20 protein-coding genes are annotated in these 24,031 nt (G+C 67.3%); 8 read left to right on the top strand and 12 right to left on the bottom strand.

The window, feature by feature from the left end; translation table 11 throughout:
- Position 1: 1 nt before the first annotated feature.
- The 3 genes from glyQ to PO768_RS07580 are packed head-to-tail and all read right to left on the bottom strand — an operon-like array spanning position 2 to position 3,348.
- Positions 2–940 (bottom strand): glycine--tRNA ligase subunit alpha, encoded by a 939-nt coding sequence (gene glyQ, locus PO768_RS07590; protein WP_137943582.1) that lies wholly within the window; start codon positions 938–940, stop codon positions 2–4.
- 54 nt (positions 941–994) lie between these two features.
- Positions 995–2,461, bottom strand: a complete 1,467-nt coding sequence (gene lnt / locus PO768_RS07585; RefSeq protein WP_272645565.1) for an apolipoprotein N-acyltransferase — start codon at positions 2,459–2,461, stop codon at positions 995–997.
- Complete coding sequence (locus PO768_RS07580; protein WP_262970257.1) at positions 2,461–3,348, bottom strand: HlyC/CorC family transporter; 888 nt, start codon at positions 3,346–3,348, stop codon at positions 2,461–2,463. The genes lnt and PO768_RS07580 overlap by 1 nt, the downstream gene beginning before the upstream one ends.
- A 122-nt stretch (positions 3,349–3,470) precedes the next feature.
- Between PO768_RS07580 and PO768_RS07575 the strand changes: the two genes are divergently transcribed.
- The 5 genes from PO768_RS07575 (at position 3,471) to hslU (ending at position 9,145) form a co-directional block, all read left to right on the top strand.
- Positions 3,471–4,511, top strand: coding sequence for a CobW family GTP-binding protein (locus PO768_RS07575; RefSeq protein ID WP_262970258.1), 1,041 nt, complete (start codon positions 3,471–3,473; stop codon positions 4,509–4,511).
- Between the two features lie 149 nt (positions 4,512–4,660).
- On the top strand, positions 4,661–5,389 hold the full coding sequence (gene dksA, locus PO768_RS07570) for an RNA polymerase-binding protein DksA (RefSeq protein WP_272645564.1): 729 nt from the start codon (positions 4,661–4,663) through the stop codon (positions 5,387–5,389).
- Positions 5,390–5,431: 42 nt separating this feature from the next.
- Positions 5,432–7,225 (top strand): hypothetical protein, encoded by a 1,794-nt coding sequence (locus PO768_RS07565; RefSeq protein WP_272645563.1) that lies wholly within the window; start codon positions 5,432–5,434, stop codon positions 7,223–7,225.
- A gap of 61 nt (positions 7,226–7,286) precedes the next feature.
- The gene (hslV, locus tag PO768_RS07560) at positions 7,287–7,838 is read left to right on the top strand and encodes an ATP-dependent protease subunit HslV (protein ID WP_262970260.1); all 552 of its coding nucleotides are present in this window, start codon (positions 7,287–7,289) and stop codon (positions 7,836–7,838) included.
- Complete coding sequence (hslU, locus tag PO768_RS07555; protein ID WP_269841275.1) at positions 7,835–9,145, top strand: ATP-dependent protease ATPase subunit HslU; 1,311 nt, start codon at positions 7,835–7,837, stop codon at positions 9,143–9,145. The genes hslV and hslU overlap by 4 nt, the downstream gene beginning before the upstream one ends.
- Here hslU and PO768_RS07550 read toward each other — a convergent pair.
- Positions 9,142–9,909 (bottom strand): type III pantothenate kinase, encoded by a 768-nt coding sequence (locus PO768_RS07550; protein WP_272645562.1) that lies wholly within the window; start codon positions 9,907–9,909, stop codon positions 9,142–9,144. The two genes, hslU and PO768_RS07550, sit on opposite strands and share 4 nt — an antisense overlap.
- A gap of 142 nt (positions 9,910–10,051) precedes the next feature.
- Between PO768_RS07550 and PO768_RS07545 the strand changes: the two genes are divergently transcribed.
- From PO768_RS07545 to PO768_RS07535, 3 genes are all read left to right on the top strand, one after another.
- Positions 10,052–11,590, top strand: a complete 1,539-nt coding sequence (locus tag PO768_RS07545) for a methyl-accepting chemotaxis protein (protein ID WP_272645561.1) — start codon at positions 10,052–10,054, stop codon at positions 11,588–11,590.
- Between the two features lie 28 nt (positions 11,591–11,618).
- On the top strand, positions 11,619–13,175 hold the full coding sequence (locus tag PO768_RS07540) for a methyl-accepting chemotaxis protein (RefSeq protein WP_272645560.1): 1,557 nt from the start codon (positions 11,619–11,621) through the stop codon (positions 13,173–13,175).
- A gap of 145 nt (positions 13,176–13,320) precedes the next feature.
- Positions 13,321–13,575, top strand: a complete 255-nt coding sequence (locus PO768_RS07535) for a hypothetical protein (protein WP_272645559.1) — start codon at positions 13,321–13,323, stop codon at positions 13,573–13,575.
- Between the two features lie 28 nt (positions 13,576–13,603).
- Here the strand turns inward: PO768_RS07535 and cobA are convergent, their stop codons facing one another.
- From cobA to PO768_RS07495, 8 genes are all read right to left on the bottom strand, one after another.
- A complete protein-coding gene (cobA, locus tag PO768_RS07530; protein ID WP_272645558.1) occupies positions 13,604–14,392 on the bottom strand; it encodes a uroporphyrinogen-III C-methyltransferase in 789 nt (262 codons plus the stop codon).
- Positions 14,389–17,145, bottom strand: a complete 2,757-nt coding sequence (locus tag PO768_RS07525) for a nitrate reductase (protein ID WP_272645557.1) — start codon at positions 17,143–17,145, stop codon at positions 14,389–14,391. Before PO768_RS07525 ends, cobA begins: the two co-directional genes overlap by 4 nt.
- A 4-nt stretch (positions 17,146–17,149) precedes the next feature.
- Positions 17,150–17,530, bottom strand: a complete 381-nt coding sequence (nirD, locus tag PO768_RS07520) for a nitrite reductase small subunit NirD (RefSeq protein WP_272645556.1) — start codon at positions 17,528–17,530, stop codon at positions 17,150–17,152.
- Positions 17,531–17,533: 3 nt separating this feature from the next.
- Positions 17,534–19,975, bottom strand: coding sequence for a nitrite reductase large subunit NirB (nirB, locus tag PO768_RS07515; protein WP_272645555.1), 2,442 nt, complete (start codon positions 19,973–19,975; stop codon positions 17,534–17,536).
- 80 nt (positions 19,976–20,055) lie between these two features.
- Positions 20,056–20,868: an ABC transporter ATP-binding protein gene (locus tag PO768_RS07510; RefSeq protein ID WP_272645554.1), complete on the bottom strand. Its 813-nt coding sequence runs from the start codon at positions 20,866–20,868 to the stop codon at positions 20,056–20,058.
- A 13-nt stretch (positions 20,869–20,881) separates the two neighbouring features.
- Positions 20,882–21,790, bottom strand: a complete 909-nt coding sequence (gene ntrB, locus PO768_RS07505) for a nitrate ABC transporter permease (protein WP_137944831.1) — start codon at positions 21,788–21,790, stop codon at positions 20,882–20,884.
- A gap of 10 nt (positions 21,791–21,800) precedes the next feature.
- Positions 21,801–23,021: a CmpA/NrtA family ABC transporter substrate-binding protein gene (locus tag PO768_RS07500; protein ID WP_262970269.1), complete on the bottom strand. Its 1,221-nt coding sequence runs from the start codon at positions 23,019–23,021 to the stop codon at positions 21,801–21,803.
- 297 nt (positions 23,022–23,318) lie between these two features.
- Positions 23,319–23,930, bottom strand: coding sequence for an ANTAR domain-containing response regulator (locus PO768_RS07495; protein WP_272645553.1), 612 nt, complete (start codon positions 23,928–23,930; stop codon positions 23,319–23,321).
- Positions 23,931–24,031: the final 101 nt, after the last annotated feature.

Raw genomic sequence — 24,031 nt, 5'->3', positions numbered from 1 at the left:
CTCAGGCCGCCTTCTTCTTTTCAATCTGGGCGATGACTTGATCGGCCCATTCCTTCGGTGCCATCGGGAAGCCCAGACGTGCGCGGCTCTCCAGATAGCTCTGCGCCACGGCGCGGGCCAGATTGCGGATGCGGCCGATATAGGCGGCGCGCTCGGTGACGCTGATGGCGCCGCGCGCGTCCAGCAGATTGAAGCTGTGGCCGGCCTTGAGCAGCTGCTCATAGGCGGGCAGCGCCAGCTGCTGCTCCATCAGGTGCTTGGACTGCTTCTCATGCGCGGCGAAGGCGGTCAGCAGGAACTCGACGTCACTGTGCTCGAAGTTGTAGGTCGATTGCTCGACCTCGTTCTGGTGGAAGACATCGCCGTACTTGATGTCCGGCGCACCGTCCTGGCCTTCGACATAGACCAGGTCATAGACCGACTCCACGCCCTGCAGATACATGGCCAGGCGCTCCAGGCCGTAGGTGATCTCGCCGGTGATGGGCTTGCAGTCGATGCCGCCGACCTGCTGGAAATAGGTGAACTGGGTCACCTCCATGCCGTTGAGCCAGACCTCCCAGCCCAGGCCCCAGCAGCCCAGCGTCGGGTTTTCCCAATCGTCCTCGACGAAGCGCACATCGTTCTTCTTCAGATCGAAGCCCAGCGCCTCCAGCGAGCCCAGATAGAGCTCCAGGATATTGGCCGGCGCGGGCTTGAGCACGACCTGGTACTGGTAGTAGTGCTGCAGCCGGTTCGGGTTCTCGCCATAGCGGCCGTCCTTGGGGCGGCGGCTGGGCTGCACATAGGCGGCCTTCCAGGGCTCGGGACCCAGGGCGCGCAAAAAGGTGGCGGTGTGGCTGGTGCCAGCCCCCACCTCCATGTCATAGGGTTGCAGCAGGGCGCAGCCCTGCTTGGACCAGTAGTCTTGCAGGGTCAGGATGATTTGCTGGAAGCTCAGCATGGAGATGTCGGTGTCTGAAGTGATGGAGGGGCAAACAAGCGATCGCCCCGGATTCTACGAGGCGCGGCGGCGCAGCCAGGCCAGCCCCAGGCCGGCCAAGGCCACCACCAGCAAGGGCCAGAGCCCGCAAGCAGCCAGCCAGCGCGCATAAGGCGTGCTGCCGCTGCGGCCCTCGACCGAAGCCTCCAGCACCACGCTGCGCGCCGGCGGCGCGGCAGCGATGATGCGACCGCGATGGTCCAGCACGGCGGTGGCGCCGGTATTGGTCGAGCGGATGAAGGGGCGCTGGAACTCCAGCGCGCGCATCTGCGAGAACTGCAGATGCTGGTCCTGCACCATCAAGGTGCCGAACCAGGCCAGATTGCTGACATTGACCAGCACGGTGGCCGCCTCGGGGCCGACAACGCTGCCGACAAAGTCTTCGCCGAACAGGTCTTCGTAGCAAATCAGCGGCCGCAGGCGCTGGCCGGCCACCGCGAAGGACCGCTGGTGCTGGCCGCGCGCCTGGTCGTCCATCGGAATGCCCATCGCGCGCACAAACCAGTGGAAGCCCGGCGGGATGAACTCGCCGAAGGGCAGCAGATGGCGCTTGCCATAGCTGTAGTTCGCATGCACGCCGATCGCGATCAGCGAGTTGACATAGCCCTCCTGCTCATTGCCCAGGAAGGTGCCCAGCAGCAGCGGCCGGCGCATCGCGCTGCGCTGCAGGCGCTGCAGATAGTCGGGGTCCAGATAGGCCAGCGGCAGCGGCGCGACCGACTCCGGCGTCACGACGATCTGGCCTTGCGAGGCTTCGATCTGCTGCGCCAGGCGGTCCAGGTTGGCCTCCATCAGCGCGCGGTCGAACTTCTGATCCTGCGGCACATTGGGCTGCAGCAGCGAGACGCGCAGGCGGCCGGTGCTCTGGGTGAAGTCATGCGGCAAGACCTGACCCAGGGCCAGCAGACCCAGCACCACGGCGGCCGGCTGCCAGCTGTGCCGGCCCAGCGCGGCAAACGCGGCCGCACCGCCGGCCGCCAGCAGCGTGATGCCGTAGACGCCGATCCACGGCGCCCAGTCGGCCAGCAGGCCGACGCTGTGCGCATAGCCGCTGGCGATCCAGGGGAAGCCGGTGAACAGCGTGGCCCGGCCCAGCTCGGCCAGCAGCCAGCACAGCGCCCAGGTCAGCGCATGCCAGCCGGGGCTGCCACCCTTGCGCAGCCAGGCCGCCAGCGCCAGCGCGCCGGCGTAGTAGAGGCTCAGGAAGGCCGACAGCAGCAGCACCGCCAGCGCCGCCAGCAGCCAGGGGATATGGCCGAACTGGTGCATGCTGATGTGCAGCCACCACAGGCCGGAGGCCAGCCAGCTTATGCCGAAGGCCGCCCCCAGCGCCGCCGCGCGGCGCGGGCTGGCGCTCCAGGACAGATGGGCCAGCCAGGCCAGCGCCAGGATCTGCAGCCACCAGGCTTCCAGCGGGGCGAACGAGGCGGTGTGCAGCACACCGGCCGCCGCAGCGGCCAGCATCGCGTAGCGGCCCCGCATCAGCCGTCCAGGCTCTCGACGGGCGCGCGCGTGACCTTGAACCAGCGCACCGAGCCGCCGCGCGTCAGCATCACGGCAAAGCGCAGACCGCCGATATCGACCGCCTCGCCGCGCCGCGGCACGCGGCCGTGCTCATGGGCGACCAGGCCGCCGATGGTGTCGAACTCGGCCTCGGGCAGGGTCACGGTGAAGGCCTCGTTGACGGCCGCGATCTCGGCGTCGCCGGCGACGCGCTGGCTGCCGTCGGCCAGGGTGTAGATGCTGGACTCGCCGTCCTTGTCGTCGAATTCGTCCTCGATCTCGCCGACGATCTCCTCCAGCACATCCTCGATCGTGATCAGGCCGGCGGTGTTGCCGAACTCGTCGATCACGATGGCCAGATGGTTGCGGTTGGAGCGGAAGTCGCGCAGCAGCTCGTTGAGGCCCTTGCTCTCGGGCACGAACACGGTCGGCCGCAGCAGCGCGCGCAGATTCAGTTCGGGCGAGCGCTGCATCTTCAGCAGGTCCTTGGCCAGCAGGATGCCGATGATGTTGTCGCGCTGGCCCTCGAAGACCGGGAAGCGCGAATGCCCGCCGCGTATCACCAGGCCCAGCAGTTCATCATAGGGCGCCTCGATGTCCAGCAGGTCCATGCGCGGCGCGGCCACCATCACATCACCGGCGCTGAGCTCGGCCATGCGCAGCACGCCTTCCAGCATCTGGCGCGATTCGGGCTCGATCAGCTCGCGCTGCTCGGCATCGGCCAGCGTCTCTATCAGTTCGCTCTTGGAGTCGGGCCCGGGGTGGAGGAACTCCAGCAGGCGTATCAGCAGGCCACGCGGCTCGGCTGCGGCAGTGGATTTGTGGCCCCCTCGATGAGAGGGCCGACTAGGCTGAGGCTCGGACACAGGTGCGTCGGGCAGTTGCAAGGCCCACAGAATAACCCATTGACATTGCACCCCTCTTGCACCACAGTCAGCCGCCCCCATATCCGGGGCTGCTTCCTCACTGCCCTCAGCGCGCCATCACCATGTCCCAAGGTCTCATCCCCGCCACCATACTGACCGGTTTTCTGGGCTCTGGAAAAACCACCCTGCTCAAGCGCATCCTGTCCGAGGCGCATGGCCAGAAGATCGCCGTGATCGAGAACGAGTTCGGCGAGGAGAACATCGACACCGACATCCTGGTGGCCGAGACGACCGAGCAGATCATCCAGATGAGCAATGGCTGCGTCTGCTGCACGATCCGCGAGGATCTGCGCACCACGCTGAGCGATCTGGCCGAGAAGCGCCGCAAGGGCGAGCTGGATTTCGAGCGCGTGGTCATCGAGACCACCGGCCTGGCCGACCCGGGCCCGGTGGCGCAGACCTTCTTCATGGATGACGAGATCGCCGAGAGCTATCTGCTCGACTCGATCCTGACCCTGGTCGACGCCAAGCATGCCGAGGAGCAGCTGAACAGCCGCCAGGAGGCACGCCGCCAGATCGGCTTCGCCGACCAGATCTTCATCAGCAAGTCCGACCTGGTCGAGCCGGCCGCGGTCGAGGCGTTGACGCACCGCATCAAGCATATGAACCCGCGCGCGCCGGTGCAGACCGCCCATTTCGGCGAGGTGGCGCTGGCCCAGGTCTTTGATCTGCGTGGCTTCAACCTGAATGCCAAGCTGGAGATCGACCCCGGGTTCCTGACGGTCGACGAGCACGACCACGATCACCACCATCATGACCACGCGCATGACGAGCATTGCGATCACCCGCACCACCATGCGCATGACGACGATGTGAAGTCTTTTGTGTTCCGCTCCGACAAGCCCTTCAACCCCGCCAAGCTGGAAGATTTCCTGGGCGCCATCGTGCAGGTCTACGGCCCCAAGATGCTGCGCTACAAGGGCGTGCTGAATATGAAAGGCACCGACAAGAAGGTGATCTTCCAGGGCGTGCACCAGCTGATGGGCTCGGACCTAGGCCCGAAATGGCTGCCGGGCGAGAAAAAGACGAGCAAAATGGTTTTCATCGGCATCGACCTGCCCAAGGACATCCTGATGCAAGGGCTGGAAGGTTGCCTGGCCTGAGCTCCCGAGGAGGTGTCAGCATGCTGGGGATTCATCGTGGCTACAATGCGCCCCGCCCGACCCCGGCGACATCGCCCCAGGAAAGCTGGTCAGCTTTGCCATCTAGCCCTTCAGAGCAGGTATAAAGCCCAGCAGTGAGGAGATTCAACGTGAGCAAGACCCCGGCCCCGAAACCCACCCCGACCCCTGCCCCGGCAGACGACGGGCGGCCGACCGTCAAGGCTGGCAAAAGCAGCCACAGCGGCAGCAGCGCGAAGGCCAAGGCCGCCGCACTGGATTCCTCCTCCTCCGCCTCGGTAGCCACACTCGAGGCGGCAGCACCACCCCTCGGCAGCAGCCGGTTTGCAGATCGTTTTGCGCCCCCGAAGCCGCCGACGCGACAAATGAGTACGCCCGTGATTGAAAGTCCCAAGAGCGCCGCCAAGGCCGACCCCAAACTCGTCAACGCCTGGAAGACCAAGGCCGGTCATGAACTGACCGACGCCGAGGTCATGGCCATGCCCGAAGCCGAGTACATGAACGACAAGCAGATCGAGTTCTTCCGCGCCAAGCTGACGGCGCTGAAGGACGGCGTGCTGTCGAACGCCGGCGAGACCACCGAGCATCTGCGCGAAGACACCTCCATCGTCCCCGATCCGGCCGACCGCGCCACCATCGAGGAAGAGCACGCGCTGGAGTTGCGCACCCGCGACCGCGAGCGCAAGCTGCTGAAGAAGATCATGCAATCGCTGGCACGCCTGGATACCGGCGAGTACGGCTATTGCGACGAGACCGGTGAGCCCATCGGCCTGGGCCGGCTGATCGCCCGCCCGACCGCCAATCTGTCCCTGGAAGCCCAGCAGCGGCGTGAGCTGAAGCAGAAGATGTTCGGGGACTGAGCCCGTCCTGTCCTCTCACCACCCAGCCAAGGTCCGGCGCGCATGACAGAACCGAAAGACGGCGAGAGTTTCTTCCGCAAGGTCGCGCGCTTTGTGGCCAACCCGACGACCGACTGGGCGGAGATCAACTCGCGCCAGGACGACCCGGAGGGCGATCTCGCCAAGGCCGAGTTGCGCGCGATGGTGGAGCGCAAGCGCCGCAATGATTTCGTGCGCAAGCGCGAGCTCGACATGCTGCGCCGCGTGCGCCGCGAAGGGCTCAGCCCCGAGCAGCTCGCCGCCCTGGGCAGCAGCAGCTCGCGCATCGACGAGATCGAGCGCAGCAGCGACCTGAACTCCAAGATCGACCTGGGCGTCAAGGCCAAGATCGACGAGATCGAGCAGCAGATGGTCGGCGAGAGCTTCGCGCCGACCCAGATCGCCGGCAACCATCCGCCGGGCTTTTTCGAGACCAGCACCCGGCCGGTGCATTTCTCCGCCACCACGACCACCGCGCCGCCGCCGGCGCGCGTCAGCCAGTTCGCGACGCCCGAGGAGGTCGAGCGACTCGAATCGGTGCCGCCGCCGGCCGCTGCCGTGATGGGCGCGGGCCTGCCGCCGCTGTCCGATGCCAAGCCCAGCGTGCTGCCCTCGCTGCAGCCGCTGAGCTTCAGCAATGACAGCCGCTCCTTCGCGCTGCCGCCCAGCGCGGCGCCAGCGCCGCTGAGTTTCCGCGCGGTCGAGCCGGTAGCCGTGGCGGTCAACGAGATGGTGCACGACCCCGAGCTCGACGAGATGGTGATCGCCTTCGCGAACGCCGACTACGCGAGCTGCGAGCAGGGCCTGACGGCCCTGATCAAGCCCGGTGGGTCGCGCCATCAGCATGCCGAAACCTGGCTGGTCGCCTTCGATCTCTACCGGGCCACCGCCCAGCAGGCCAAGTTCGAGTCGCTGGCGCTGGACTATGTGCATCTGTTCGGCCTGTCGCCGCCGCAGTGGTTCTCGCTGCCCAAGCTGGTGGCCGAAGGGCTCAGCAAGGAACGTGCGCCCATGGGCTCGGCGGGCGGCGTCTGCTGGGCCGCCCCCGAGTATCTGGATGCCGAGTCGGTGGCTCAGCTGCAAAAGCGCTGCGAAAACCTGCCCATGCCCTGGGTGCTGGACTGGGCCGCGCTGCGTCGCCTCGACACCGAGGGCTGCGCCAGGCTGCGCGAGCTGTTCAGGCGCTGGGCCGGCCAGCAGGTCGATATGCGCTGGCTGGCCGGCGATCAATTCCTGCAACAGCTGCGCGAGCTGGCGCCGGTCGGCGCCCGCGATGTCGACCCGGCCATCTGGATGCTGCGCCTGGAAACCTTGCGCCTGGTCAACCGGCCCGACCAGTTCGACGAGGCCGCGATCGACTACTGCGTGACCTACGAAGTCTCGCCGCCATCCTGGGAGCGTGCGGTCTGCCGCGTGCGGGTCAGCGGACTGACCCTGTCCACCAGCAGCCCGCCCAGCAGCAATGCCCATCCCGATTCGGTCGCGGTGACCACCAGCTTCCTCGAATCGACCATCACCGAACAGGCCCGCATGCCCTCGGCCGTGCAGCTGGAGCTGTCCGGCCAGCTCAGCGGCGACATCAGCGAGACCCTGCAGCTGATGACGGCCGAGCTGGGCGCGGCCACGCTGGTGACCATCGCCTGCCCCAAGCTGATCAGGCTGGACTTCATGGCGGCCGGCGATCTGCTGAACTGGGTGCTGAGCCGGCGCAGCGAGAACCGCGCGGTGGTGTTCAGCGAGGCGCACCGCCTGGTCGCGCTGTTCTTCGGCGCGATGGGGATCAACGAGCACGCCAAGGTCAAGGTCCGCCAGGCCTGATCTCGCCCTTTGCCCGGGCCTGGTGTTGAACCCGGCCCCGGCGCCCCTATCTGGAGTCCTTATGGACCAACAACAACATCCCGTTTATCACGGCACGACCATCGTCAGCGTGCGCCGCGGCAATCAGGTCGCCATCGGCGGCGACGGCCAGGTGACCCTGGGCCATATCATCGTCAAGGCCAGCGCCCGCAAGGTGCGCAAGTTGCACCACGACAAGGTGCTGGCCGGTTTTGCCGGCGCCACCGCCGACGCTTTCACGCTGTTCGAGCGCTTCGAGGCCAAGCTGGAGAAACACCAGGGTCATCTGGTGCGCGCCGCCGTCGAGCTGACGCGCGACTGGCGCACCGACCGCGTGCTGCGCCGGCTGGAGGCCATGCTGGCCGTGGCCGACCGCACGGCCTCGCTGATCATCACCGGCAACGGCGATGTGCTGGAACCCGAGCAGGGCATCGTCGCGATCGGCTCGGGCGGCGCCTATGCCCAGGCCGCCGCCAAGGCCTTGCTGAACCACAGCGAGCTGAGCGCCGCCGACATCGTCAAGCAGTCGCTGGTGATCGCCGGCGAGATCTGCATCTACACCAATCTGAATCACACGATAGAGATCCTGGAATGAGCAGCATGACCCCCCAGGAGATCGTCTCCGAACTGGACCGCCACATCGTCGGCCAGAACGCCGCCAAGCGCGCCGTCGCGATCGCGATGCGCAACCGCTGGCGCCGCCAGCAGGTCGACGAGAAGCTGCGTGGCGAGATCACGCCCAAGAACATCCTGATGATCGGCCCCACCGGCGTCGGCAAGACCGAGATCGCGCGCCGCCTGGCCAAGCTGGCCGATGCACCCTTCATCAAGGTCGAGGCCACCAAGTTCACCGAGGTTGGTTATGTCGGCAAGGATGTGGACTCCATCATCCGCGACCTGGTGGACATGGCGATCAAGCAGGAGCGCGAGCTGCAGATGCGGCGCCAGCGCACCCGCGCCGAGGACGCCGCCGAGGACCGCGTGCTGGACATCCTGGTGCCCGGCAGCGAGCCGGACAACAGCACCCGCCAGGTGATGCGCAAGCGCCTGCGCGAAGGGCTGATGGACGACAAGGACATCGAGGTCGACCTGCTCGACGCCAAGCCGACGATGGAGATCCTCGGGCCTATGGGCGGCCAGGGCATGGAAGAGATGGCCGAGCAGCTCAAGGGCATGTTCTCGCAGCTGGGGGCCGGCAAGCGCAAGACTCGCAAGCTCAAGATCGCCGAGGCGATCAAGCTGCTGGTCGAGGAAGAGGCCGCCAAGCTGCTCAATGAGGACGAGATCAAGGCCGCCGCCCTCAGCAAGGCGCAGGAGAACGGCATCGTCTTCATCGACGAGATCGACAAGGTGGCCAGCCGCGCCGAGCATGGCGGCGCCGATGTCTCGCGCCAGGGCGTGCAGCGCGACCTGCTGCCCCTGGTCGAGGGCACGACGGTCAACACCAAGTACGGCATGGTCAAGACCGACCACATCCTCTTCATCGCCTCCGGCGCCTTCCACCTGAGCAAGCCCAGCGACCTGATCCCCGAGCTGCAGGGCCGCTTCCCGATCCGCGTTGAGCTTGGGTCGCTGTCGGTGGAGGACTTCGAGGCCATCCTGAAAAGCACCCATGCCAGCCTGGTCAAGCAGTACCAGGCGCTGCTGGCCACCGAAGGGCTGACGCTGGAGCTCAGCGACGACGGCATTCGCCGCCTCGCCCAGATCGCCTACGAGGTCAACGAACGCACCGAAAACATCGGCGCGCGCCGCCTGGCCACCGTGATGGAGCGCCTGCTCGACGAGATCAGCTTCGATGCCCACAAGCTCGCCGGCCAGACCGTCACGTTGGACGGCGCGGCGGTGGACGCCAAGCTGGGCGAGCTGGCGCGTAACGAGGACCTGAGCCGCTTCATTCTCTAAAGCGCCAGCCTATGCGCCTGCAGCGTCAGGATCCCGTCGAAGATCAGGCTTTCGATCAGCTCATGCGCGATGTCCAGCGCCGGTGAGACCTTCCAGCCGGCGCCGCCGGTCATCAGGGTCAGCGGGTCGTGGCCGGCACGTTGCTTCAGGTGGCGGTGCATGCGTTCGATGGCGCCGGTGATGGCGTAGTTGCCGCCGCTGGTCAGCGCGTCCGAGGTATTGGTCGGGAACTCGCGCACCTCGCCGGTCGGCACGCGCAGGCCGGCCGTGCCACCCTCCAGCGCGCGCAGCATGATGCCGTGGCCGGGCAGGATCAGGCCGCCGAGGAAGTGGCCCTCGGCGTCGATCGCATCCACCGTGACGGCCGTGCCCACCATCACCACCAGCGCGGCCCGGGCCGGGCCGCGCGCCAGCACATGGTGGCGGCCGCCGATCAGCGCGACGAAACGGTCGGTGCCGAGGCGGCCGGGGTGGTCATAGCCGTTCGTGATACCGCCCGCATGGGCCGATGACACGACCCAGCGCGGCTCGATATCCCACAGCTCCAGCTGCTCCTCGACCCGGCGGCGCACCGCGTCGCCGGCCACATTGCAGCCCAGCACGCTGTGCGGCTGCGGCAGCTCGCGCCATTCGGCCTCGGCCAGCCGGTCGATATTCTCCAGGAACACCGCGCCATGGGCCAGCAGCACCGCGCCGGGCTGGGGCGAGGCGTAGAGCGCCCACTTGAGACGGGTGTTGCCGATGTCGATGGCCAGAAAGCTCATGGCGGAATGGGAGGGGTTGGTCCGGTGCAGGCGCCAGCCTAACAGAGCGCATAGTGCTCAAGATCTGAACAGGGGCGCCGATAAGCACCGATAGGGCATGGCCTTGCCGTGGCCCCGGACAACAACAAGGAGACTGTGCCGCATGAAGTCCCTCTCGATCGCTACCAAGCTGTGGCTGCCCGTCATCGCGCTGGCGGCCACGGTGCTGCTGATGACGGTGGCCTCGGCCACCCGCACCGCCAAGCTGCAGGCCCAGGCCCAGCAGACCCAGCAGGCCCAGCAACGCAAGTTCGAGCTGGCGCTGCGCTGGCGCGGGCTGACCGAGGCCAATGCCGCCCGCGCTGCGGCGGGGCTGCTGAGCAGCGACGGCGCCGTGGCCACCACCTTCAAGCCCCAGATCGATGCCACCACGGCCACGATCTCCGAGATGCAGAAGGAGCTGGAGGCCCTGGCCACCTCGGATGAGGAGAAAGCCGCGATGGCCCGCATCGCCGACACCCGCAAGGCCTATATCGCGAGCCGCAACGAGGCCGGCAAGCTCAAGACCGAGGGCCAGGCCGAGGCCTCGGTGGCGGCGCTGCAGGGCAAGATGCTGCCGGCCATCGCGACCTATCTGGACGCCCAGGCCGACTTCGTCAAGCTGCAGCAGCAGCGCTCCGACGCGCTGCGCGAGCAGGCCGGCGCCGAGCGCATGCGCACGGTCTGGATCGTCGCGCTGGTGATGGGCCTGATCGTGCTGGGCCTGGCGATCGCGACCTTCTATCTGGTGCGCTCGATCTCGACGCCGCTGCGCGAGCTGGTCGGCCAGGCCGAGCGAATCGGCCAGGGGGACCTGAGCCAGCGCATCGCCGCGCAGCCGCGGGCCGACGAGATCGGCGATCTGCAGCGCGCGCTGGGTGCGATGCGCGAGGCGCTGAACCGCGTCGTCGGCGAGGTGCGCCACAGCGCTGACAGCATCCAGACCGCCAGCCGCGAGATCGCCACCGGCAACACCGACCTGAGCCAGCGCACCGAGCAGACCGCGTCGAATCTGCAGCAGGCCGCCAGCTCGATGAGCCAGCTGACCGGCACCGTGCGCCAGAGCGCCGACGCCGCCAGCACCGCCAACCAGCTGGCCCACAGCGCCGCCCAGGTGGCGCAGCGCGGCGGCACCGTGGTCGGCCAGGTGGTGGCCACGATGGACGAGATCAATAGCAGCTCGAAGAAGATTGCCGACATCATCGGCGTGATCGACGGCATCGCGTTTCAGACCAATATCCTCGCCCTGAATGCGGCCGTCGAAGCGGCCCGGGCCGGCGAGCAGGGCCGCGGTTTCGCGGTGGTGGCCAGCGAGGTGCGTTCGCTCGCGCAGCGCAGCGCCGAGGCCGCACGCGAGATCAAAGGCCTGATCGGCAGCAGTGTCGACAAGGTCGAGACCGGCGCCCGCCTGGTGCAGGACGCCGGCAGCACGATGGACGAGATCGTCGCCAGTGTGAAGCGCGTCACCGACATCATTGCCGAGATCAGCGCCAGCACCGTCGAGCAGAGCCAGGGCCTTGGCACGGTCAATGCTTCGGTGGGTCAGCTCGATCAGATGACGCAGCAGACCGCCGCGCTGGTGGAAGAACGCGCGGCGGCGGCCGAGTCGCTGAGCGAGCAGGCGCTGAAGCTGGCCGAGCTGGTCAGCAGTTTCAAGCTCTGAACTTTTCCCGCTTTCAAAGGTCCCCTCGATGTTGCGCAATTTCAAGATCCGCCCCCGCCTGCTGCTGGGTTTCGGCCTGCTGGTGCTGATGACCGCCCTGCTGGTGGCCATCGGCGGCTTCGGCATGCATGTGGCCCAGCAAGGCCTGGCCGGCATCACCCAGCAGCTGATCCCGGTCAACAACGCCACCGTGGCGGCGCGCAGCAAGCTGCTGGAAAGCCAGGCCGCCACCGCGACCATGGTGGCCTCGATCTTCCAGGACACCGAGACCAAGGCCGCGAAGGCTGCCTGGGACAAGGCCCAGCAGGGGCTGGATCAGGCGATGGCGGACTTTGGCAAGCTCGCCGCCACGCAGCAGTCGCAGGACAATCTGCAGCGCTTTCGTGGCCATATCGACATCTATCGCAAGGCGGTCGCGCCGGTGGCCGCTCAGCTGCTGGCCAGCGGCTATGCCGACGCCCAGGAAGCCCAGGCGGCGATGAAGGCTGCCGATGCCGGCTATCAGCCGGCCGCCGCGATGCTGGCCGATATCGAGGCCACTTTGAACAAGACCGCCGAGGCGGTGTTCAGCAAGGTCGACGGCATGGTGCAGAGCATCTTTGTCGGCTTTCTGCTGGCCTTTGCGGTCTTTGTCGCAGTGGCCCTGCTGCTGGCCTGGCGCATCGCGCTGTCCATCGTCGCGCCGCTGACCGAGGCGCAGCAGGTGGCCAGCCGCATCGCCGCCGGCGACCTCGGGCGCGCACCGGCCGCCCAGGGCCGCGATGAAGCCAGCGCGATGATGACGGCCCTGGGCCAGATGCAGCAGTCGCTGGCCGATATCGTCGGCCAGGTGCGCCAGGCCTCGGAGAGCATCCAGGTGGCCAGCAGCGAGGTGGCCAGCGGCAATCTGGACCTGTCGACCCGCACCGAGCACACCGCCTCGAATCTGCAGCAAAGCGCCAGCGCGATGAGCGAGCTCAGCGGCACCATCGGCCACAGCGCCAGCGCCGCCGCCACCGCCAAGCAACTGGCCGGCAGCGCCGCCGAGGTCGCGCAGCGCGGCGGCGCCGTGGTCGGCCAGGTGGTCGCAACGATGGACGACATCAACAGCAGCTCGAAGAAGATATCCGACATCATCGGCGTGATCGACGGCATCGCCTTCCAGACCAATATCCTCGCTTTGAATGCGGCGGTCGAAGCGGCCCGCGCTGGCGAACAGGGCCGCGGTTTCGCGGTGGTGGCCGCCGAGGTGCGCAGCCTGGCCCAGCGCAGCGCCCAGGCCGCACGCGAGATCAAGGGCCTGATCGGGGCCAGCGTCGACAAGGTCGAGACCGGCGCCCGGCTGGTGCAGGACGCCGGCAGCACGATGGACGAGATCGTCTCCAGCGTCGGCCGGGTCAGCGACATCATCAGCGAGATCAGCAGCGCCGCCAGCGAGCAAAGCGGCGGCATCGCCCGCATCAGCGGCGCGGTCGGCGAGCTCGACCAGATGACGCAGCAGAACGCGGCCCTGGTCGAAGAAAGCGCCGCCGCCGCCGCCTCACTGCAGGATCAGGCGGTGAAGCTGGCGGGCTTGATGAGCAGGTTCAGGTTGGGATCAGGCTGAGGCAACCCATCTCCCGTCACGGCCTTGACGGATGGGGGAAGTACCGAAATCAGGGCAAATCCCGAGTACAAAACTCGCGGCTGGTGCCCATCCCCTGCGGCGCGACAGCTATGCTCGCGCGTCGACATAGACAGGGAGCTAAAAAATGAAATTGATCTATTCGTCTGCAGCCCTGCTGCTCTTGTCCGCCTGTGCGGGCACATCGCCGCCATCGCAGACAGAAACGCCAGCGGTCGTCGCGGAGGCCAAGCCTGTGTGCTTCGAGGACGCTCCGACCGGAACACGCTTCACCCGCACCAAGTGCGTGTCCACAGCGCAGGACAAGGCGCGCCAAGACGCGGGACGGCAGGCGGCAGACGAGCTGAGCCAGATTCGTCGGATGCCCAAGGACATGAAGTAGCGCGGCCGCCGGGCAAGCGCTGCGACTGTCAGGCGCGGACCTGTACGGCCGGGCCGGGCGGATTTACCACGCTGGCATTCGCCAGCGCCGCCACCTCCCCGATCACCAGAATCGCCGGGCTGCCCAGCCCTTGCGCGAGTATCGTTTCGACCAGCCCGTCCAGGCTCGTCAGCGCCTGGCGCTGCCGCTCGGTGTGCGCTGCAGCAATCACTGCGGCCGGCATGTCGCCGCGCAGGCGGGCCGCGCGCAGCTGGGCCACGATGTCGGCGCAGCGGGCCACGCCCATATAGATCACCAGGGTCAGGCCGCTCCTGGCCAGCGCCGCCCAGTCGGGCGCGCGGCCGCCGTCGCCGCTGCCCTCAGCGCTATGGCCAGTCACCAGGGCCACGCCCGGCGTGCAGCGCCGGTCGGTCACCGGGATGCCGATGCTGGCCGGCCCGGCCAGGCCGGCGGTCAGGCCGTTAACGATCTCGACCTCCAGGCCGGCGGCGCGCAAGGCGTCGACCTCCTCGCCGCCACGGCCGAAGACGAAAGGATCGCCGCCCTTCAGTCGAACCACGCGCGCGCCGCTGCGTGCCTCGCGGATCATCAGCTCGTGGATGAAGCGCTGCTCGGTCGACACGCAGCCGCCCCGCTTGCCGACCTTCAGCACCCGGGTGTGAGGCTGCAGCAGCGCCAGCACGCGGGCATCGACCAGATCGTCGACCAGCACGACATCGGCCGCCTGCAGGCGCTTGAGCGCCTTGACGGTCAGCAGCTCGGGGTCGCCGGGGCCGGCTCCGACAAGGGCGATGGGATTGCTTGGGGTGGTGTTCATGCTGTCAGCTCGCAAGGGGTGGCATCGACCAGCCGGCGCAGGGCCGGCAGGCAGGAACCGCATTGGGTGCCGCAGCGCAGCGCGCCCTGCAGGGCGCGCAGACGCTCGGCCGGATCGGCGCCGGCGCATTGCGCCAGCTGGCCCCGGATGCGGGCTTCGGAGACATCGAAACAGTTGCAGACCTGCGGGCTGCGCGGGGCCAGGTCTTGCGCCGGGCCGGCCTCGGGGGCCAGCAGGCGGCGGCCATGCGGCGCCACCGCAGCGGCCTCGCGCCACAGCGCCTGCAGCCAGGCGCCCTCGCCCGCCTCCCCGACGCGTAGCAGCCCATGCAGGGTCTGGCCGTCGTCATCGAGCTTGAGCAGGCGGGTGCGGCCGCGCCGCGTGTCGGCATAGCGCAGCACCGACGCGCCCCGCAGGCCCAGCGCGGCGGCGAAGCACTCGATCAGCGGCGGTGCCAGCGGTGCGGCACTGGCGCCCTCGAAACTCCAGCCCTGGCGCCCCTCGGGGCCAGCGACCGGGACACAGTGCCCATAGTCCAGCTCGCCCAGCAGCGCGCGCAGCGCGGCGCCGGCCTGATCGTCCCAGACTGCAGCAGAGAGCCGCCAGGGCAGCTCCAGGCGCTGGATGTCGACCGCAGCGAACTTCAGCTCGGGCTGGCGCGAGTCGGGGCAGAAAGCCGGCTGAGTGATGGCATTGATGCCCAGCAAGGCCCGGCCCTCGGCGTCGCGGCCGGAGACGAACTCCTGGCCCCAGCTCATCGCCACATAGGCCTGGGCCGGCGCGATCGCGGCATCGCCCAGCAGCGGCAGGGTCAGCGCGCCACGGGCCGAGCGCACGCGCACCAGATCGCCGTTCTTGAGGCCGCGTCGCGGCATGTCCTGCGGGTTCATGCGCAGCACCGGTGTGCCCTCGTGCCCGAACAGCCGGGGCACAACGCCGCTGCGGCTCATGCCGTGCCACTGGTCGCGCAGACGGCCAGTGCTCAGCACAAAGGGATGTTTGGCATCGGCGCGCTCGTGCGCCGGCTTGAAGGGCTGGCTGATGAAGCGGGCACGGCCGTCGGACGTGGCAAAGCGCCGGTCCTGGTAGAGCCGCGCCTGGCCTACGCCGGCGCCCTCGGGGAAGGGCCATTGCTGCGGGCCGGCGCTATCCAGCAGACCGTAGCTGAGGCCGGTGATGTCGAGGTCACGACCGCGCGTGGCCTCGCGGTGCTCCAGCCACAGCTGTTCGGGCCGCTCGTAGCCAAAGCGGCGCGGCGCGCCCAGGCGTTTTTCCAGCAGCTGGGCGACGTCCCGCACGATTTCCCAGTCGGCGTGTGCGCTGCCGGGCGGTGGCACTGCGGCGCGCACCCGGCTGATGCGGCGCTCGCTGTTCGTTACCGTGCCCTCCTTCTCGCCCCAAGTGGCGGCCGGCAGCAGCACATCGGCATAGGCGGCCGTGGCAGTGTCGGCAAAAGCCTCCTGCAGTATCAGCAGCTCGCAGCGCTCAAGCGCTCGGCGCACCAGGGCCTGCTCTGGCAGTGACTGGGCCGGGTTGGTGCAGGCTATCCACAAGGCCTTGATCTCGCCGCGCGCGGCGGCCTCGAACAGCTCTATGGCGGTCTTACCGGGCGTCTCGGGCAGCGCGTCGACCTGCCAGAGCCTGGCGATCTCGGCCCGGTGGGCCGCGTTGGCGGGATCGCGGTGGCCGGGCAGCAAGGTGGCCATGCCGCCGGTCTCGCGCCCGCCCATCGCATTGGGCTGGCCGGTCAGCGAGAAGGGGCCGGCGCCGGGCCGGCCGATCTGGCCGGTGGCCAGATGCAGATTGATCAGCGCGGTGTTCTTGGCCGTGCCGCTGGTGCTCTGGTTCAGGCCCATGCAATAGAGCGACAGACTGGCCGGCGACTGGGCGAACCACTGCGCGGCCTGCAGCAGATCGGCTTCCTGGATGCCGCAGATTCTGGCGGCGGCGGCGGGCGTCATCGCCCGCACCAGGGCCTTGAGCTCGGCAAAGCCTTCGGTATGGGCGGCGATGAAGCCCTGGTCTATCCAACCCTCCCAGATGCAGGCATGCAGCAGGCCCTGGAACAGCGCGACATCGCTGCCCGGCTGGATCTGCAGATGCAGGTCGGCGAACTCGGCGCTCTCGGTGCGCCGCGGGTCGACGACGATGATCTTCATCTGCGGCCGCTTCAGCCGCGCATCCTCGATGCGGCGAAACAGGATGGGGTGGGCCCAGGCCGGGTTGGCGCCGGCGATGAAGAGGCAGTCGCTCTGCTCCAGGTCTTCGTAGCAGGCCGGTGGCGCGTCGGCGCCCAGGCTTTGCTTGTAGCCGACCACGGCCGAACTCATGCACAGGCGCGAGTTGCTGTCGATATTGTTGGTGCCGATCAGCGCGCGGGCCAGCTTGTTGAAGGCGTGGTAGTCCTCGGTCAGCAGCTGGCCGGAGATGTAGAAGCCGATCGCATCGGGGCCGTGTTCGGCGCGGATCGCGGCAAGCCGCTCGGCAATATGCGTATTGACCTGAGCCCAGCCGACGGCCTCGGCCGCCGCCCCTCGCGCGGCGCGCAGGGCCGGCTGCAAGAGGCGCCGGGTCTGCAGCACCATGGGCGTCGCGGTCAGGTGCAGGGTCGACCCCTTGCTGCACAGGCGGCCGAAGTTGGCCGGGTGATCGGGATCGCCGCGCACGCCGGTGATCTGCGTGCCCTGGCTCTCGATGATCACGCCGCAGCCGACGCCGCAGTAGGGACAGGTGCTGCGCGTCTCTTGCCTCATGATCTCAGCAGGCCCGTGTGCAGGGGCCGGCCTTGACCGGCGCCAGTTCGATGGCCAGCGTGTCCAGCTCGGCCCGGTTCAGCAGGACCTGGCCCCCTTCGATGCGGACGCTGAAGCGGGGCGTGCTGCCCTCGTCGGGCTCGCGCGCGCAACCGGTGTCCAGCGCAATGGTCCAGTTGTGCAGCGGGCAGGCCACGGCCTTGCCGAACACGATGCCCTGGCTCAGCGGCCCGGCCTTGTGCGGGCAGCGGTCCAGCAGAGCGTAGACCTGATCGTCGGCGGTGCGGAACAGCGCCACTTGCGGCCCCTGGGCGCGCTGCACGCGGCGCGAGCCCAGCACCGGGATGTCGGTCACGGCACAGATTTCTTTCCAGATGTCGCTCATCGCTCAAGCTCCTTGCAGCGCGTCGAACTGACGCAGATCGACCTTGGCCTTGTCGAAGTCGAACCAGGGGTCGGGCTCGCCATCGAGCGCGTGCTGCAGCTCGGCCCACAGCGTGCGGCGCAGTTCGTGGTCGTCGAGGATCTTGGCCTTCACATAGTCCAGGCCCACGCGGCTGACGTAATGCACGGTGCGCTCCAGATACCAACCCTCCTTGCGGTAGAGCTGCATGAAGGCGCCGGTGTACTCCAGCACCTCGGCGGCGGTCTTGAGCTTGGTGAAGAAGTGCGCCACCTCGGTCTTGATGCCGCCGTTGCCGGCCACATACATCTCCCAGCCGGAGTCCACGCCGATGATGCCGACGTCCTTGATGCCCGCCTCGGCACAGTTGCGCGGGCAGCCCGACACCGCGAACTTGACCTTGTGCGGCGCATACATGCGCCACATCGCGCGCTCCAGATCCTTGCCCATCTGCGTCGAGTCCTGCGTGCCCATGCGGCACCACTCGGAGCCCACGCAGGTCTTCACGGTGCGCAGCGCCTTCGCATAGGCGTGGCCCGAGGGCATGCCGATGTCCTTCCAGACATGGACCAGGTCTTCCTTCTTCACGCCCAGCAGGTCGATGCGCTGGCCGCCGGTGACCTTGACGGTGGGGATCTGGTACTTGTCCACCGCGTCGGCGATGCGGCGCAGCTCCGAGCTCGTCGTCTCGCCGCCCCACATGCGCGGGATCACCGAGTACGTGCCGTCCTTCTGGATATTGGCGTGGGCGCGCTCGTTGATGAAGCGGCTTTGCGGATCGTCCTGGGCCTCCTTGGGCCAGGACGAGATCAGGTAGTAGTTCAGCGCCGGTCGGCAGCTCGAACAGCCGTTGGGTGTCTTCCAGGCCAGCGCCTTGTAGACGGCGTCGAGACTGGTCAGGTGCTGGTCAAAGATCGCATCGCGCACGTCCTGGTGGCTCAGCTCGGTGCAGCCGCAGATCGCCTTCTTCTTCGGCGTGGCCGAGTAGTCGCCGCCGGCGGTGAACATCAGCAGCTGTTCGACCAGGCCGGTGCAGGAGCCGCAGGAGGCGCTGGCTTTCGTGTGCTTGCGCACCTCCTCCAGTGTGAACAGGCCCTTGTCCTTGATGGCCTTGCAGATCGTCCCCTTGGTGACACCGTTGCAGCCGCAAACTTCGTCGGTGTCAGCCATGGCCATCGCTTTGCTGACGCCCTGGTGGCCCACATCACCGATATTGCTCTCGCCGAACATCAGCTTGTCGCGGATGTCGTGGATCTTGCGGCCCTCGCGCAGCAGCTTGAAATACCAGCTGCCGTCGACCGTGTCGCCGTAGAGGCAGGCGCCGACCAGCTTGTCGTCCTTGATCACCAGCTTCTTGTAGACGCCGGCGAAGGGGTCGCTCATCACGACCTCCTCGAAGCCCTCGCCCCCCATGAAATCGCCGGCAGAAAACAGATCGATGCCGGTGACCTTGAGCTTGGTCGATGTCTGGCTGCCCAGATAGCGGCCGATGCCGAACTGGGCCAGATGCGTGGCGCAGACCTTGCCCTGCTCGAACAGCGGCGCGACCAGGCCATAGGCGATGCCGCGATGCGCCGCGCATTCGCCGACCGAGTAGATGCGCGGATCGGTCACCGTCTGCATCGTGTCGCTGACGACGATGCCGCGGCTGCAGTGGATGCCGGCGGACTCGGCCAGCGCGGTATTGGGTCGGATGCCGGCGGCCATCACGACCAGGTCGGCCGGGATCTCCTGGCCGTCCTTGAACTGCACGGCCATCACCCGGCCGTCCTTGCCGCCGATCAGCGCTTTCGTCTGCGCGCCCAGCATGAACCTCAGGCCGCGCGCCTGCAGCGACTTGCGCAGCAGCTCGCCGGCCTGGTCGTCGAGCTGGCGCTCCATCAGCCAGTCGCCGATATGCACGACAGTGACCTGCATGCCGCGCAGCATCAGGCCGTTGGCCGCCTCCAGGCCCAGGAGGCCGCCACCGATCACGACGGCGTGCTGGTACTTGGTCGCCGCGTCAATCATCTCGTTGGTGTCGGCGATATCGCGGTAGGCGATCACGCCATCCAGCTCCTTGCCGGGCACCGGCAGGATGAAGGGGCTGGAGCCGGTGGCGATCAGCAGGCGGTCGTACTCGGCTTCGGTGCCATCCTCGGCGATCACCTTGCGGCGGATGCGATCGATCTGCGTGACGGTCTTGCCCAGGTGCAGGGTGATGCCCTGCTCGGCATACCAGGACAGCGGATTCAGGATGATCTCGGCTATCGTCTGTTCGCCGGCCAGCACCGGGCTCAAGAGGATGCGGTTGTAGTTGGGATGCGGCTCGGCACCGAACACCGTGATGTCATAGAGATCGGGGGCGATCTTCAGCAGCTCTTCCAGCGTGCGCACACCGGCCATGCCGTTGCCCACCATCACCAGCTTCAATTTCTTGTCGTTCATCATCACAGCAGCTCCAGGCTGAGCGCCGCCCCGCCCAGCCCCAACGGAGCTAGCGAGCAGCAGGCACCACGAAAAATCAATCAGGCGGCTTTTTTCTCGACCGGCGCGGCGTGGCGCGTGTAGAGGAAGTCGATCACCGCCTTGCGCGCATGCACATAGACCGGGTCCTCGACCAGCTCGACCCGGCTGCGCGGGCGCGGGATGTCGACGGCATAGATCTCGCCGATGGTGGCAGCGGGCCCATTGGTCATCATCACGATGCGGTCGGAGAGCAGCACGGCCTCGTCGACATCGTGCGTGACCATCACCACGGTGCTGTGCGTGCGCGCGACGATCTTCAAGAGCTCGTCCTGCAGATGGGCGCGGGTCAGCGCATCAAGCGCGCCGAAGGGCTCGTCCATCAAGAGCACCTTGGGCTCCATCGCCAGCGCGCGGGCGATGCCGACGCGCTGCTTCATGCCGCCCGAAATCTCGTGCGGACGCTTGAACATCGCATGGCCCATGCCCACCAGGTCCAGCGCCGCATCGGTGCGCTCCGCGAGCTGACGCTTCAGCTCGCGGCCGCCGAACACCGACTCGACGCCCAGATAGACGGTCTCGAAGCAGGTCAGCCAGGGCAGCAGCGAATGGTTCTGGAACACCACCGCGCGCTCCGGGCCGGGCTCGGTGATCTCGCGGTTGTCGCACAGCAGCACGCCGGACGTGGGCCGCAGCAGGCCGGCGATCAGGTTCAGCAAGGTGCTCTTGCCGCAGCCCGAATGGCCGATCAAGGTGATGAACTCGCCCTTCTGGACCTGCAGATGGATGTCGCGCAGCGCGTGGAACTGGCCCTTGCGGGTGTTGAACACCATCTCGGCCGACTGTACTTCGATAAAGGCCTTGTTTGCACTCATGATGTCGGCTCCGTCAGTCGTTGTAGGAGAAGTGCTTGGCCACCGCCATCAGCAGCCATTCGAGGGCCAGGCCGACGATGCCGATCACGAAGATCGCGATGATGATGTGCTGGACATTGAGGTTGTTCCATTCGTCCCAGACCCAGAAGCCGATGCCGACACCGCCGGTCAGCATCTCGGCCGCGACGATCACCAGCCAGGCCGTGCCGACCGAGAGGCGCACGCCGGTGAGCATGTAGGGCAGCACGGCAGGGAACAGGATCTTGCTGATGATCTTCCACTCGCTGAGCTTGAGCACCCGCGCGACGTTCAGATAGTCCTCGGGCACCCGCTGCACACCCACCGCGGTGTTGACCACCATCGGCCAGATCGAGCAGATGAAGATGGTCCAGATCGCGGCCGGGTTGGCGCTCTTGAAGACCAGGAGGCCGATCGGCAGCCAGGCCAGCGGCGAGACCGGCTTGAGCAGGCTGATCAGCGGCGAGCACATGCGGTTGGCGAACTCGAAGCGGCCGATGATGAAGCCCAGCGGGATGCCTACCGCCGCGGCCAGGCCGAAGCCTACCGCCACGCGCTGCAGCGAGAACAGAATGTTCCAGCCTATGCCCTGGTCGTTCGGCCCATTGCTGTAGAAGGGGTCGGCGAACAGCTTGACGGCGGCAGCGAAGGTAGCGCCGGGCGTCGGGAAGCTGCCGCCTTTTTGCGTCAGCAGCCCCCAGATGCCTATCAACAGCGCCAGGCCCAGTACCGGTGGCAGCACGCGCATCCACAGGCTGTTCATGTCGAGGTGGCGGCGCGGCCTGGGAGCGGGCGCAACAACGCCCGCAGCCAGCACCGTCGGTGCGTCGGGCGTCGGCAGCGACACCGAGATCGGGCCGCTGCTGCTGGCCTCGCTCGGCGAATGAAAAACGGCACTGACCATGGGGAGCTCCTTAGGCTTTGACGCGGAATCCATCGGCATACTTGGCGGGGTCCTTGCCGTCCCAGACCACACCGTCGATCAGCTTGGAGCTGCGCATCAACTCCTTGGGCACGCTGATCTTCAGCTGGCTGGCGGCCTGCTTGTAGAGCTCCACCTGGTTGATCTGCTTGGCCACGCCCAGATAGTCCGGGTGCTCCTTGATCAGGCCCCAGCGCTTGTGCTGGGTCAGGAACCACATGCCGTCGGACAGCCAGGGGAAGTTCACCGCGCCGTCGTTGAAGAACTTCATGTGGTTGGGGTCGTCCCAGGTCTTGCCCAGGCCGTTCTGGTAGCGGCCCAGGATGCGCTGGTTGATCGCGTCGACGCCGGTGTTGACATAGCTCTTCTCGGCGATGGTGTCGGCCATCTTCAGCTTGTTCTGCAGGCCGGCATCGATCCAGCGGCTGGCCTCCAGCACGGCCATGATGACGGCGCGCGCGGTGTTCGGGTATTTCTTGACGAAGTCGCCAGTGGTGCCCAGCACCTTCTCGGGGTGATCCTTCCAGATGTCCTGCGTGGTCACCGCGGTGATGCCGATGCCGTCGACGATAGCGCGGTGGCCCCAGGGCTCGCCGACGCAATAGCCGTCCATATTGCCGACCCGCATATTCGCCACCATCTGCGGCGGCGGCACGGTGATGACCTTTGCATCCTTCATCGGATTGATGCCGACGCTGGCCAGCCAGTAGTACAGCCACATCGCGTGAGTACCGGTCGGAAAGGTCTGCGCGAAGGTGTACTCGCGCTTCTCCTTGCCCATCAGCGAGGCCAGGCTGGCGCCGTCGACCGCGCCCTTATCGGCCAGCTTCTTCGACAAGGTGATCGCCTGGCCGTTGTTGTTCAGCGTCATCAGCACGGCCATGTCTTTCTTCGGCCCGCTGACACCCAGGTGCACGCCATAGATCAGGCCGTAGAGCACATGGGCCATGTCGAGCTCGCCGTTGACCAGCTTGTCGCGCACACCGGCCCAGGAGGCTTCCTTGGTCGGAATGATCTTGATGCCGTATTTCTTGTCGAAGCCCAGCACCGAGGCCATCACCACCGAGGCGCAGTCGGTCAGCGGGATGAAGCCGATGCGCACCTCCTCCTTCTCCGGCTTGTCGGAGCCGGCCGCCCAAACCTGGGGGCTCAGACTGCCGACGGCCGCTGCCGCCGCACCGCCCACCAGGAGCTTGCGTCGCTCTTCACTCATGAGCCCACCATCCTTCGACGTATTGCTGAAACGCATTGAGAAGACCTCCGAGACAAACCAGAAATGGAAAAAGGCGCCACGATCACCTGCCACCCGTGCAACGAGCGGAGGAGATCGGACGCCTTTGTCCTAGAACCTTGTTGAGAGCGAGGCCCACGCCGTTGCGGGCCTCGTGGTCTGTCTAGCAGGAGCCGTGCCAGCGGCATGCCCAGGCAGCAACGCAAGCGGCTGCGCGAAAAGCGCACCGATTGCCGGCGCGATGCGCCAGCCTGGTGCGATCGGGCCTCATGTCGGGCCTCATGTGGGGCGCAGCAGGTTCTGGGCACCGATGACACGCTCCGCGACTTCGACCAGCGGCACGCCGCGATCCATCGCCAGGCGGCGCAGGCGCTTGTAGGCGGCGTCCTCGTCCAGGCCCGTCTCGCTCATCAGAATGCCTTTGGCACGCTCGATCAGCTTGCGCGCGCTGAGCTGGGCCTGGGCCTTGTCGAGTTGCTGGCGCAACGCCAGGTCCTGCTCGAAGCGGGCGATCGCCACCTGCAGCACCGGCGCCAGGCGGTCCGGGCGCAGCCCCGCCACCACATAGGCGCTGACCCCGGCCTTCAGCGCCCGACGCATCGGGTCGTCGCTACCGTCCTCGGAGAACACCACCACCGGCCGCGGCATCTGCGCATTCAAGGTGGCCAGGTTCTCCATCGTGTCGCGCGTCGGCGACTCGCTGTCGACGATCACCACATCGGGCTTGAGCCGCAGCACGCAGTCATGGATCAAGGTCGCCGAATCGATCACGCCGACGACATCGCAGCCCTGCCGTGCCAGCTCCTGCTGGATCAGATCGACCCGGTGCGCGCCGTCATCGATCAGCAGCACGCGCAGGCCAGGGGTAGGAGTGTCGGACGCGGGGCTCATGGCGGATGGGGTGGATATTGCTGCGCTGCAATATCTGTGCCGCGAGCGCCACAGCAAGTTAACGTTTACGTAAACGTCAATCAAGCCCTAGAATCCGCCCA

The organism is Paucibacter sp. XJ19-41, from assembly GCF_028462495.1.
In the GTDB taxonomy this organism is placed as follows: Bacteria; Pseudomonadota; Gammaproteobacteria; order Burkholderiales; family Burkholderiaceae_C; genus Roseateles_E.
This window is presented reverse-complemented; position numbering and strand designations above follow the sequence as displayed.

Coding starts and splice junctions, on each gene's coding strand:
- PO768_RS07495 (WP_272645553.1), bottom strand. CDS start 23,930: ATGAGCCCCGCGTCCGACACTCCTACCCCTGGCCTGCGCGTGCTGCTG.
- nirD (WP_272645556.1), bottom strand. CDS start 17,530: ATGAGCGACATCTGGAAAGAAATCTGTGCCGTGACCGACATCCCGGTG.
- hslV (WP_262970260.1), top strand. CDS start 7,287: ATGGACCAACAACAACATCCCGTTTATCACGGCACGACCATCGTCAGC.
- PO768_RS07545 (WP_272645561.1), top strand. CDS start 10,052: ATGAAGTCCCTCTCGATCGCTACCAAGCTGTGGCTGCCCGTCATCGCG.
- PO768_RS07540 (WP_272645560.1), top strand. CDS start 11,619: ATGTTGCGCAATTTCAAGATCCGCCCCCGCCTGCTGCTGGGTTTCGGC.
- lnt (WP_272645565.1), bottom strand. CDS start 2,461: ATGCGGGGCCGCTACGCGATGCTGGCCGCTGCGGCGGCCGGTGTGCTG.
- nirB (WP_272645555.1), bottom strand. CDS start 19,975: ATGAACGACAAGAAATTGAAGCTGGTGATGGTGGGCAACGGCATGGCC.
- PO768_RS07500 (WP_262970269.1), bottom strand. CDS start 23,021: ATGAGTGAAGAGCGACGCAAGCTCCTGGTGGGCGGTGCGGCGGCAGCG.
- glyQ (WP_137943582.1), bottom strand. CDS start 940: ATGCTGAGCTTCCAGCAAATCATCCTGACCCTGCAAGACTACTGGTCC.
- cobA (WP_272645558.1), bottom strand. CDS start 14,392: ATGAACACCACCCCAAGCAATCCCATCGCCCTTGTCGGAGCCGGCCCC.
- PO768_RS07565 (WP_272645563.1), top strand. CDS start 5,432: ATGACAGAACCGAAAGACGGCGAGAGTTTCTTCCGCAAGGTCGCGCGC.
- PO768_RS07535 (WP_272645559.1), top strand. CDS start 13,321: ATGAAATTGATCTATTCGTCTGCAGCCCTGCTGCTCTTGTCCGCCTGT.
- PO768_RS07575 (WP_262970258.1), top strand. CDS start 3,471: ATGTCCCAAGGTCTCATCCCCGCCACCATACTGACCGGTTTTCTGGGC.
- PO768_RS07510 (WP_272645554.1), bottom strand. CDS start 20,868: ATGAGTGCAAACAAGGCCTTTATCGAAGTACAGTCGGCCGAGATGGTG.
- PO768_RS07525 (WP_272645557.1), bottom strand. CDS start 17,145: ATGAGGCAAGAGACGCGCAGCACCTGTCCCTACTGCGGCGTCGGCTGC.
- hslU (WP_269841275.1), top strand. CDS start 7,835: ATGAGCAGCATGACCCCCCAGGAGATCGTCTCCGAACTGGACCGCCAC.
- ntrB (WP_137944831.1), bottom strand. CDS start 21,790: ATGGTCAGTGCCGTTTTTCATTCGCCGAGCGAGGCCAGCAGCAGCGGC.
- PO768_RS07550 (WP_272645562.1), bottom strand. CDS start 9,909: ATGAGCTTTCTGGCCATCGACATCGGCAACACCCGTCTCAAGTGGGCG.